This window comes from uncultured Paraglaciecola sp., from assembly GCF_943787955.1.
GTDB lineage: Bacteria > Pseudomonadota > Gammaproteobacteria > Enterobacterales > Alteromonadaceae > Paraglaciecola.
The window spans coordinates 88,112-100,313 of sequence record NZ_CALSOK010000015.1; the positions used below are offsets into that span (position 1 = coordinate 88,112).

The 12,202-nt window shown below is 40.0% G+C and carries 7 protein-coding genes; 2 read left to right on the plus strand and 5 right to left on the minus strand.

The window, feature by feature from the left end; all coding sequences use genetic code 11:
- Positions 1 to 3: 3 nt before the first annotated feature.
- From frr to rpsB, 4 genes are all read right to left on the minus strand, one after another.
- On the minus strand, positions 4 to 561 hold the full coding sequence (gene frr, locus Q0Y52_RS14755; protein WP_297822870.1) for a ribosome recycling factor: 558 nt from the start codon (positions 559 to 561) through the stop codon (positions 4 to 6).
- Between the two features lie 16 nt (positions 562 to 577).
- Positions 578 to 1,327, minus strand: coding sequence for a UMP kinase (gene pyrH, locus Q0Y52_RS14760; RefSeq protein WP_297822872.1), 750 nt, complete (start codon positions 1,325 to 1,327; stop codon positions 578 to 580).
- A 220-nt stretch (positions 1,328 to 1,547) separates the two neighbouring features.
- The gene (gene tsf, locus Q0Y52_RS14765) at positions 1,548 to 2,420 is read right to left on the minus strand and encodes a translation elongation factor Ts (protein ID WP_297822874.1); all 873 of its coding nucleotides are present in this window, start codon (positions 2,418 to 2,420) and stop codon (positions 1,548 to 1,550) included.
- 164 nt (positions 2,421 to 2,584) lie between these two features.
- Complete coding sequence (rpsB, locus tag Q0Y52_RS14770) at positions 2,585 to 3,316, minus strand: 30S ribosomal protein S2 (RefSeq protein WP_297822876.1); 732 nt, start codon at positions 3,314 to 3,316, stop codon at positions 2,585 to 2,587.
- A gap of 676 nt (positions 3,317 to 3,992) precedes the next feature.
- On the opposite strand from rpsB, the gene map reads away from it, so the two are divergent.
- Together map and glnD are read left to right on the plus strand one after the other, a co-directional pair.
- Complete coding sequence (map, locus tag Q0Y52_RS14775) at positions 3,993 to 4,784, plus strand: type I methionyl aminopeptidase (RefSeq protein WP_297822879.1); 792 nt, start codon at positions 3,993 to 3,995, stop codon at positions 4,782 to 4,784.
- 140 nt (positions 4,785 to 4,924) lie between these two features.
- A complete protein-coding gene (glnD, locus tag Q0Y52_RS14780) occupies positions 4,925 to 7,540 on the plus strand; it encodes a [protein-PII] uridylyltransferase (RefSeq protein WP_297822881.1) in 2,616 nt (871 codons plus the stop codon).
- Positions 7,541 to 7,987: 447 nt separating this feature from the next.
- Here glnD and Q0Y52_RS14785 read toward each other — a convergent pair whose 3' ends face one another.
- Positions 7,988 to 11,704, minus strand: coding sequence for an EAL domain-containing protein (locus Q0Y52_RS14785; RefSeq protein ID WP_297822883.1), 3,717 nt, complete (start codon positions 11,702 to 11,704; stop codon positions 7,988 to 7,990).
- Positions 11,705 to 12,202 lie beyond the last annotated feature (498 nt).

A 12,202-nucleotide genomic window follows, 5' to 3' on the forward strand; every position in this document is an offset into this window, starting at 1 on the left:
CAATCACACTTCCATTAAGTCTTTTTCTTTTGCTACTAAAATTTCATCAATTTCCTTTACAAAAGCATCGGTTAGTTTTTGAACATCATCTTCACCACGACGGCTGTCATCTTCACTGATTTCTTTTTCTTTCAATAATTCTTTTATATCACTATTCGCATCACGACGAATATTACGGACAGCTACTTTACCTTGTTCAGCTTCACTACGCACAACACGAATCAAGTCTTTACGGCGCTCTGCAGTCAAAGCAGGCATTGGTATACGCATAACAGAACCTGCACTCATAGGATTAAGACCTAGGTCTGATTGCATAATGGCCTTTTCAACCGCTTTTGCAGAACTTTTATCAAACACTGTTAGTGCTAACGTCCTAGAATCTTCTGCAATGATATTGGCTAGCTGTTTAAGTGGCGTGTCTGAACCGTAATAAGGCACCATAATGCTATCGAGTAGGCTTGGATGTGCTCGGCCAGTTCGAATTTTTGAAAGTTGCCCCTTTAACACGCTGATACTTTTTTCCATGCGCTGACGCGCGTCATCATTAATTTCGTCAATCACAATAGTTTTCCTTTTTCTACTTTATTTGTTTTATTTCTTCAGTATGGCAAATCAACGTACCTACATTTTCGCCCATTACAACCGCTCTCATACAGCCAGGTTTATTCATGTTAAACACACGAATGGGTACATTATGATCGCGAGCAAGAGTGAAGGCTGCCAAATCCATTACTTTTAATTCTTTGTCTAGCACTTCATCATAAGACAATACTTTGTATAATTTTGCTTCTGGATTTTTGGCTGGATCATCGTCGTATACGCCATCTACTTTGGTCCCTTTTAATACTGCATCCGCTTCAATTTCAATTCCGCGTAAACAAGCAGCAGAGTCAGTAGTAAAGAAGGGATTCCCCGTACCCGCAGAAAAAATCACTACGCGACCAGACTTTAGTAAACTGATGGCCTCTGCCCAGTTGTAGTTGTCACACACACCATTTAAAGGAATAGCGGACATCAAACGGGCGTTAACAAAAGCACGGTGCAATGCATCACGCATTGCAAGACCATTCATAACAGTAGCTAACATACCCATATGGTCACCAACTACACGGTTCATACCAGCTTTGGCCAAACCTTCTCCTCGAAACAGGTTACCACCACCAATAACCAAACCCACTTCAACACCCAACTCAACTATTTCTTTTATTTCTTGTGCCATGCGCTCTAGCACTTTTGGATCGATGCCAAAGCCTTCATCTCCCATTAATGCTTCACCACTGAGTTTTAACAATATTCTTCGATAAGCGGACTTGGGTGCGATACTCATAGAGTGACATTTCCTAAAGGTGATAAAAGGCTGTGATGTTAGGGCCTATAGGCCTATCGTACATATACCTGTGTTGTTTTAAAATAACAGATACCAAACAATACAGGTATATATAAAAAAGCACCTCAATTTGAGGTGCCAGTATTATACCCAAACAACTATAAAATGCATGTCTCAGCGTAAATTAAAATTGATATTGGTATTCATGCTTGTAGCATTTTTATTTTTTAACAGCTTCCATTTGAGCAGCCACTTCAGCTGCAAAGTCTTCTTCTTTTTTCTCGATGCCTTCACCAACTTCAAAACGTACGAAGTTAATGACGTCAGCACCTTTTGATTTAAGTAAATCAGCAACCAGGATAGAAGGATCTTTAACGAAAGGCTGGCCTGTCAAACTGATTTCACCAGTAAACTTCTTCATACGACCAGAAACCATTTTTTCTGCAATCTCAGGTGGTTTGCCAGATTGAAGAGCAATATCAAGCTGAATTTCTTTTTCTTTAGCTACGACTTCAGTAGGCACATCTTCAGGCTTTACAAAGAATGGGCTAGAAGCAGCAACATGCATAGCGATGTCTTTAGCTAATTCTTCATCACCACCTTGTAAAATTGCAATAACACCAATACGTGCGCTGTGAACGTAAGCACCAAGGTTATCACCTTCAACAGTAACAACACGACGAGGGCTGATGTTCTCACCGATTTTAGCTACTAGGGTATCACGTAATTCGCTGATTTTAACGCCATCGACTTCAGTACTATTGAGTGTGTCCATGTCGTTAATCTTATTGGCAAATGCCACTTCAATTAATTTTTGACCGAACGACACAAAACCATCATCACGAGCAACAAAATCAGTCTCACTGTTCACTTCCATCATAGTTGCTACACCTTTAGCAACTTTAGTCAAAATCACACCTTCAGCGGCAATACGACCTGCCTTTTTAGCGGCTTTCGCTTGACCATTCTTACGCATATTTTCGATTGCCAGCTCAATATCACCATCAGTTTCAACCAATGCTTTTTTACAATCAAGCATGCCGGCGGCTGTACGCTCACGCAATTCTTTTACTAGGGCTGCAGTCACTGCCATTTTCGTTTCCTCACCAAAATAATTTGTATGACTCATTCAAACTAATCAATTAAACAAATTATATGAAATTAAGATTTAAAAACAGGGGCATAGGCCCCCGTTTAATTTATTCGTGTTAGGTAGCAGATGCTCGCTACCTAGAGTGTCGTTTATCTCTAAGCGGATTACTCAGCAGCTTCTACGAACTCACCTTTTTCAGCTTGCGCTTCTAGGTTTTGATCACGGCCATTGATAACAGCATCAGCTGCAGCATTTAGATAAAGTTGAACAGCACGGATAGCATCATCATTACCAGGTACGATGTAATCAACACCGTCTGGGTTTGAATTAGTATCAACAATTGAAACAACTGGGATACCTAAGTTGCCAGCTTCAGTGATAGCAATGTGCTCATGGTCTGCATCAACAACAAATAACACGTCTGGTAGACCACCCATGTTTTTGATCCCACCAAGGCTAGTTTCAAGCTTGGTCATCTCGCGCGTGAGCATTAACACTTCTTTTTTGGTCAATTTTTCAAACGTACCGTCTTGGCTTTGCTGTTCAAGTTCTTTTAAACGTTTGATTGACTGACGAACTGTTTTCCAATTAGTTAACATACCGCCTAACCAGCGTTTGTTAACATAGAATTGGTCACATTTGTCTGCTGCGTCTTTCACTGCATCACTTGCAGCGCGCTTAGTACCAACAAAAAGGATTTTACCTTTCTTAGAAGCTATGTTACCAACGAAGTTAAGTGCTTCGTTGAACATAGGAACTGTTTTTTCTAGATTGATGATATGGACTTTATTACGTGATCCAAAAATGAAAGGTTTCATTTTTGGGTTCCAATAACGGGTCTGGTGTCCAAAGTGTACGCCTGCCTGAAGCATGTCGCGCATAGATACATTTGCCATTATAAAAATTCCTTAATAGGGGTTAGGCCTCCATACATCCCAGTTCTCGATCCACTTAGAAAAGCTCTTAGTAGACACCCCGAAAAATGTGTCGATGTATGTGTGATATTTACGCTAATTTACTTAGCTTCTTCGCGATAATTACGTAGGGGGTCACACCTCCATTAATTTCAGCGGTGCATTTTATAGCATGGGGGTGATATATATTCAAGTTAAGTATTAATAATAACGATTAAAATCAACCAAAAATCTTTACCCTAAGCTAAAGATTTTATTACATAAAAATCAGTATTCGCCCTGAGTCAAAATAAATGAAAAACATTTGCGCAACGAATATTCATAGTTACTTTGGGGAAATCAGCAATCTGACTGTTCTCAGCCTAAGCAACCTTAGTTATTGGCTAACTTAAAAACACCAATATAGAGCGTATCTTTGTTAGTACCTATTCGGGGGTTCGGTTTCTTGAACCCTTTATAGTCGCTTCAAAAAAGATTAATTATTAAAATTAAACAATAACCAAACGCAAAAATCACATAGCTTAATCAGAAACTAGCGTCCTGTGATTGAGCACAAATAGACAATTTAATAACCATCTTTATTCAGCTCTGGCAGGATTCACTCCGAAAAGATACAATAGTGTTTATTAAACGAATTGTATTTAGTAGGAATAGAGCATTGCCTGTCACAATTAAAACACCAGCTGAAATTGAGAAAATGCGCGTCGCTGGACGCCTTGCTGCAGATGTATTGCAAATGATTGGTGAATATGTCAAAAAAGGTGTGACCACCAATGAGCTGAATCAGATTTGTCACAATTATATTGTTGATGTCCAAAAGTGCATTCCTGCTCCTCTTAATTATGGCAACCCACCTTTTCCAAAATCTGTTTGTACTTCAGTCAATCATGTTATTTGCCATGGTATTCCTGCTGATAAGCAACTCAAAGATGGAGATTCAGTTAATATTGATGTAACTGTTATTAAAGACGGTTATCACGGCGACACATCAAAAATGTTTGTGGTAGGAAAAGCCTCTATAATGACTGAAAGACTGATCAGGGTGACGCAAGAGTCTTTGTATAAAGGAATAAAAATGGTCAAGCCTGGCGCTCGTTTAGGAGACATTGGCCATGTTATTCAACAATATGCTGAAAGTCACAATTATTCAATTGTGCGTGAATATTGTGGTCATGGTATAGGTGCCAACTTTCATGAAGACCCTCAAGTAGTGCATTACGGAAAGCCTAACACCGGAGAAACTCTTGAAGAGGGAATGTGCTTTACCATTGAACCGATGATCAATGCAGGTAAACGTTATTCAAAAGTATTACCTGATAAATGGACTGTCGTCACCAAAGATCGGAGTTTAAGCGCACAGTGGGAACATACCTTGCTGGTCACTGCCAACGGCGTCGAAATTTTGACCCTACGAGACGACGAAGATATTGAACGTATTATCAATCACTAGCTCTGTATCACGCTGGTCATCATTCATCAAACCTTATGACAAATAATCATTACTTGCTGTAAATAGTTATTTGTCATAACCCGTGATTCACGTAATTTGTGTTAATTGATTAGGCCACCACTCATTTAAAGGTATTCACGTTGTCTCTACACAGCCTACTTAACCAAATAAAACTGATCAACAATGCAGATAATATTGCTGCGTACAAAACCATAGTGGCAAATAGTTACGAATGGCTAGAGAGTGAATTGAGTACAGGAGAAGTCACAGGGCTGGTGTTAGGCAGGGCCACATTAGCCGATGCATTACTGAGGCATATCTGGCAATTAATGGACTTGCATCTTGAGCATCATTTAGCCTTAATTGCAGTAGGTGGATACGGAAGAGGACAACTACAACCTCACTCAGATATCGATTTGCTAGTGCTAAGCAAAAAATCGTTATCAAAAAAACAACAAGAACATATAAGTCAGTTTATTACACTTTTATGGGATATTGGATTAGATGTTGGGCAATCAGTGCGTACCATCAAAGAAACGTTTCAGCTAGCGAAACAAGACGTCACTATAGCGACAAACTTAGTCGAAGCACGTTTATTAATTGGCTGTGAAGTGACTTTTGAAGACTTACAAGAAAAACTCAACTCACGGAGCTATTGGAGCAGCAAAGATTTTTTCTTGGCAAAATATCAAGAACAAAAAGAACGTCATCGAAAATTTAAAGACACGTCATATAACTTGGAGCCTAACGTCAAAGAAAGCCCTGGTTGCTTAAGAGACATCCAATCTATAGGTTGGGTGGCAAAGAAGCATTTTAACGCGACAGATGGCAAAGACTTAGTGGCACATGGTTATTTTAATCAACAAGAATTTGATGAGTTAATAGAATGTCGTGAAAGCCTTTGGCGGATTAGGTTTGCTTTACACATTGTGGCTGGTCGCAGTGAAAACCGCTTATTATTCGATTATCAAACAGATGTTGCCACACGATTAGGTTATGGCGACGAAGGGAAAGCGTCAGTAGAGCGCATGATGAAAGCCTTTTTCAGAACCGTTAGGCGTATTAGTGAATTGAACAAAATGTTAATGCAACGCTTTAGCCAAGATGTTCTTAACTTGAACGTCAAACAACATATTAAAATCAATACAAACTTTGAACTACTCGACGGTTATATTGCCCCGACGAAAGATAACGTATTCGCCTCTCCAGAAGCTATTTTACAATTTCTACTATTGATTGCAGATACTCCTCAAATACAAGATTTACATTCTGATTGTTTGCGCCAATTACGCTTGGCAAGACGAGAGTTTCGACAGCAATATTATGTAGAACGGGCAGAATGTCGTGAGTTATTTTTAAAATTAGCCAAACACCCAGACTTTTTTGCGTTAGGCTGGGATATTATGCATAAGCATGGCATTTTGCAGGCTTATATCCCTCAGTGGGATAACATAGTGGGCATGATGCAATTTGATCTATTCCATGCTTACACAGTTGACGAACATACTCATCGATTGGTCAAGAATATTTATCATTATTCACAACCTGAGAATAAAGAATTCCCTCGTTGTGGGAATATAGTCAAAAACCTAGATAAGCCAGAGCTGTTATATATTGCTGCCATTTATCATGATATTGGAAAGGGCCGAAATGGTGACCACTCTAAACTGGGCGCAGTGGACGTAGCAGAGTTTTGTCGACACCATGACATCAATGCTATCGATACTGAACTCATTAGATGGTTAGTGGAAAGTCATCTGTTAATGTCTGTCATCGCACAAAGACGAGATATTTACGACCCGACAGTGATCAACGAGTTTGCACAAGCGGTGCGTACCCACAACAATTTAAACCACTTATATGTGTTAACCCTCGCCGACATTCGGGCAACCAATGACAATCTATGGAACGATTGGAAAGCAACACTCTTAAGAGAATTATATTTACTCACACAAAAGGCCTTAGACAATGGTTTAGAGTGCAAAGTGGCGTTACAAGACAGGATCAGCGAACATCAAGCCCAAGCGATGGCCTCTATGCTTGACAACGGCATGAACGAGACGCAAATATTACAGTTTTGGCAACGCCTCAGTGATGATTATTTTACTCGTTTTAAACCAACACAGATCGCATGGCATGCTAACCTCATATTAGCCGCTCACCCTATGACCGATGACTTTTTGATGGTTGGCACCAGTGCTGACACGTCTAAAGCAGGTGCTGAATTAATGGTATATGGTAAAGATAGACCCATGATGTTTGCTCAAATAGCGTCTGTGCTAGATAGCCGAAATTGCTCTATCCACGATGCACAAATCATGCGTACACAAGATGGCTTTATATTTGATAGCTTTACTATATTTGAACATAACGGCGATAGGATCACCTCTGAATCACGTTTAAACAGTTTACGAGAAGCCGTAGAAACTCAGTTAAATAAACCTGGCGAAGAACACATCAACAGACGCAAAATGTCACGTCAAATGAAGCAGTTGGATGTAAAAACCAAAATTAGATTCTACCCTAGCCAAACCAATGTCACCTTGATTGAGCTTGAAGCCCTAGATGCACCGGGGTTACTTGCTAACATAAGTGAACAATTTATTGCCTTTAATTTCAAGTTGCATCAAGCCAAAATATCCACTATTGGAGAGCGTGCAGAAGATTTATTTATTGTGAGTAACGAGTTTGACCAGCCACTGACTCACACAGAACAAGTGCAGTTAAAGAAACGACTGTGTGACGCTTTAGATTAGAATTGTGGGATAACCTGCTGACTAAAAGTATTACCGTTGTGGTGCATCTTAAAACTGCAAATTTCAGAACAAAAAAAAGACGAACAGGGCTATCAAGTTAATGGGTACTTGCCATAAGCGGTCTTAGCTATTACCCAATAAAATTGGTTTTGATAGTCTGCTTTGGCATGTGAGTAGCATCGATAGATTGAACTCACACACCTCAATGGCCCGGCCCTACAGCAATTTCTACATACTGTCGTTGCGTGCTAAAAGGTTGGGATTTTTTTCACATAATCCAATTCTCTGACCCTGTTTACTTGTTTTACTTGTTTTACTTGTTTTACTTGTTTTACTTGTTTTACTTGTTTTACTTGTTTTACTTGTTTTGCTTTATCAACTTAGACTTGCGGCAAGGAAAGGCGCAAGATAAATGACACCGGTCTTGTTTGTGAACCGAAAATACTTTTAGTTCATATTTAGTTGTTGGGCAAACAAGGTACTGATGGGCTGCTTATCTAAACTTTGATGACTTAGCAAGTTTGTAATCACCTCGGCCTCTAGCGCATAGCAAAAATAATGCCCCTGAATTATCGCCCCGTCAAATTGTGCTAAAAGAAACAGTTGTTCTTCATGTTCGACACCTTCTGCAACCACTTCTAGGTCGAGATCTTTTGCCAGCTGATATATATTTTTTACCACTTTGTAATTCAAATTATTCAGTTTGATATCCTTAACAAAGCTTTGATCTATTTTTAAGGTATCAAAAGAGAATTGGGTTAAGTAACTAAATGAAGAAAAGCCCACCCCAAAGTCATCGATAGCAATGGTAATTCCCAAACCCTGTATCTGCGTGAGAATTTTCTGACATTTGGAGAAATTTTCTATCAGTACGCTCTCGGTAATTTCAAACTCGATAAGCTGTGGATCAACTGCAGTTTTAGCGATAATTTTTTTTACCTTTCCAACAAAATCCGCTTGCAATATTTGCACAACAGATATGTTAATCGATACCTTAAAGCCATCAACATCAATTTGTTGCCAATGCTTCGCTTGTTTACAGGCTGTTTCGATTACCCAATTCCCAATGGCAATAATCATCCCATTAGACTCGGCTTCAGGAATAAATTCATAGGCAGAATAATTTCCCTCTATAGGATGCCGCCAGCGTAAAAGTGCTTCTACTCCTACCATTTTATCGGTAAATTGATGAATTTGTGGTTGGTAAAGTAAATAGAGTTCTGCATTTCCTAAAGCCTGCTTTAAGTTGTTTAGAATTTTTTCTTTTTTGCTTAATGCCTGACTTAAAGACTTGTTAAACATAAAGACATGATCGCCGCCATGCTCCTTTGCTGCATACATAGCGGCATCGGCGTAGCTTGATAACGTGGCTTTGTCAGTGGCATCATTCGGGTAAAGGGCAATCCCTATGCTAGATGAACTGACAATAATGTGCTCCTCCAAAAAGTACTTTTGACTGAGTACAGAACGTATGCGTTCGGTGATCTCATACAGGTCGGGTAACGCCTGAAATCGTGTCACAATAATAGCAAATTCATCTCCACCAAGTCGGCCCAAGGTATCATTTTTTCTAATACAGCTTTGGATACGTTTACCGGCTTCAATCAACAACGAATCCCCCACATGATGACCATAGCGATCATTCACGTCTTTAAAATTATCTAGATCCAAATTAACTAGGGCAAATGGACTTTGATTGGCCATATGCTGGGTAAGTTGCGTATTGAAGCTGTATCGATTGGCGATATTGGTCAATGTATCTACGTGGGCCTTTTCGTGTAAAAAGTACATATAATGCTTCCCCTTAAGCAGAAACTTAAGCGCTAACAAGATAAGTAAAACAACCAGAGCCAATGTAATGTAAAACCACCAAGGGCGCTCAATGGTAAAACTAAAGGAGGCAATTTGAGAGCTCCAAAGGCCATCACTATTGGTTCCTTTGACCTTAAATATGTAATCACCAGCACTTAAACTGTTGAAGTAAACAACTCCTTTTTGGGCAGTGTTTACCCAACTTTCGTTCTTACCTTCTAATTTAAATTGATACTGGTTATTTAGCGAGTTGGTGAAGTCTAGTGCGGCAAAGGCTATCTGCAGACTATTCTCTTGGTATGCTAAAGAAATCGGCGGCGCTAAAAGACTATCAATATGGCCCAGCAACTGATGTCCTCCAGCCGTCACTCCGGTTATTTTCACTGGCGCATCAAATTTGTTACTGAATAGCTTTGTCGTATCGACTGATACTAGTCCCCGAGTGCTTCCGAGGTATAAGATATTACCAACTTTCAGAATGGCATTTTCTAAAAATAAGAGTTGGTCATCTCCAATCAAGCTTGGAAACAATTGCCACTTGCCAGTAGTCACGTTAAATTTAATGAGTTCGGTTCTACTGCTCAACCATAATGTATCCCCATCCTTGAGCACCGCTTGTAATTCATTTTGACCTAGCCCATAGGGCTTCGTCACATATTGAATATCAAGTAGATCATCTTCCTCAGGTAAGGGGCTAACCCTGAGTAATCCCTCACCATCTGTGGTTAACCAAAAGGTATTATCTTGACCTTCTACAATACTGGTGACTCTGGTGTTCCCTTGTTTTCCTCCTATTTCATAGTGATTCACCAGGCCAGATTCGGGGTTAACCCGGACAAGACCATTCGTCGTTGCCAACCATAACTCCCCCAAAGAAGATAAGATCTTTGCATTGGTAAAATTACCACCGGCAAAGTATTCAGAGTTTTCATCATCCAGGAAGACCTTACTTACTCCCTTGTTTTGATGAAATAGTCTCAGCCCTACATTAATGTAACCAGTTATCCAAAGGTTATCATCCTTTGTAGTTAAGAGCGTATATATGGGGTTGTTTGGCAGACCTGGTTGGCCTTGAACCCCCCGTGAAAATCCCGTCAGGGGATCAAATAATTTAAGCCCCTCGTCAGTACCCAACCAAAGTTGATGATCCGCCGCAGCGGATATTTGATATATTGACTGTTCATTGTATTGCTCACCATTGGGATAGGTCAGAGGAAATACTGCGATCGTTTGCGTCAGGGTATTTAACCTGTTTATGCCGTTACTTGTCGCCAGCCAAATATTGTCCTTGTCATCGGCATACATGTCATAAATATAATTACTAGACAGTCCACTATTGACGGGGCGCTTTCGATAGATCTGACTGCCCAATTGCAAGGGTGAATAAAGGGCAACCCCCTCTGATGTGCCTATCCAGTATAAACCAGACTTATCAATTAATAAGCTTTGAACGGTATTGCTGGGTAAGCTATAAGAACCGAATTCTTCAGCCTTAATGTAACTAAAAGTGCCATTCTGGCGATGATAAATTGAGATACCCATGTCGCTGTGACCAATCCAAATATCTCCGTTTGGATTGACCATCAGGCTGGCAATGTTGTTTGCGGCTAAGCTTCGTCCATCTTTCTGATTTATGAACTGCTGCAGTTCTTTAGTTGTAATGTCATATAAGAGCAATCCGCTTTTTCTAGTGCCCAACAATAATTTGTCATCAGATAAAACGGTTAATAGATGGGTACTGTCCTCATCCACTAATTGACTGTTGACCTTCGCCACCAGGGAAAATTGTTTTGAGTCATGATCAACTATCGCCAGCCCTTTAGAAGTAGCTAGGTAGAGCAGCCCAAGGGAAGTCTCAGCTATTTGATATATCGCCAAAGCATAGGTCGATTCGTCAGGCATAGATAATGTGTAGGTTACAAATTGATTCTCCACCGGATCGTAGCGCTTTAAATTTTTGCCCGTACCTAACCAAAGGATACCTTGAGTATCTTCAAATAAACTCAACAACCAAATTTGATCCAGGTAATTGGGCTGTTTGGGATCAGGTTGAAAGAGGGAAACAGCGCCATCCGGGCTTATTTTGTTTAAACCTGCTTCGGTGCTGATCCAGATATTACCGCGACTATCCTCCAGTATATCGGTGATCTGGTTGTTCGATATGTGGTTAATTTGGCCAGGGGCATAATGGTAGTGTTCAAACAACAAGCCGTCATATCGACTCACTCCATGGTCGCTTGCAAACCACATAAAGCCATTTTTTTGCTGAAATATTTTATATATTTCATTTGAGTGCAAACCATCGGAGGTATTGAGAGTTTTAAAGCGGTAATCAGGATTCGCAAAGCTCAACTGACACCCAATTAAGCAGAAGAAGACAAAGAACTGATAGAAAATATAAATGTGTCGCATAAAGCTCCCTTTTAGACATCTAGCAGATTTGAGCATAAAGAGCCGCTCTAAGATAGAGAAGAGGTAAAAAAAACATCAATTTTCATAAAATGAAAATACACGATGCCTCGTATTTTTCACTTTTCACCTCTCTTTTTTATCTTTGCAAGAGTCAAAATTGGCTGCTTTACGTCTATTACTCGACTGTTTTCACGTCATTCAGAATTTACAACAAGCGACTCCCAATGTTGGGCAAACCAGTTTTGAATATTTTTTAAACAGACTTATCTGATGCGGCGTTCTACTTTCACCATTAGATGCCTGCTTTCAGCGCGAACTGGGTATTTAAATGGCTAGAAAAGCGGCTCCTTCCACCGTCTGCTGAACGCGCTAGCAATTGATTTTATCCACTCCCCAACTCAGCTAATACGCTGAGGGTTATGGCCACTGTAACTTTAA